This window comes from Virgibacillus sp. 7505 (genome assembly GCF_002272135.1).
Taxonomy (GTDB): Bacteria; Bacillota; Bacilli; order Bacillales; family Amphibacillaceae; genus Terribacillus.
In genome coordinates this window covers 1-220 of the sequence record NZ_NPBF01000410.1, presented here as the reverse complement: position 1 = coordinate 220, position 220 = coordinate 1, and the positions used below count along the sequence as shown (strand labels likewise).

Here is a 220-nt window from a genome sequence, read left to right as displayed (position 1 = left end):
TGACCCACACGTGTGGGTCAAGCGTTTTTTTTGTTTAAAGCGGTGTGCTTAAAAATGCTACACAAACAGGATATGGCACAGAAATATTGGCTTTGTGCAGGCTGAGTTTGCCTGTATCTTTGTTTCGGGAATAGACGGTTAAATCCCCTGATTCTTGGTTAGAAGCAACAACTATTGATTCGGTTGGATCAAGGCGAAAGTCCCGCGGCCAATTGCCTTC

General features: G+C 44.5%; 1 protein-coding gene. It reads right to left on the bottom strand.

The annotated features are described in order from the left end of the window. Positions 1-34: 34 nt before the first annotated feature. A partial coding sequence (locus CHH91_RS19545; RefSeq protein ID WP_141234273.1) for a beta-propeller fold lactonase family protein occupies positions 35-220 on the bottom strand: 186 nt, incomplete at its 5' end.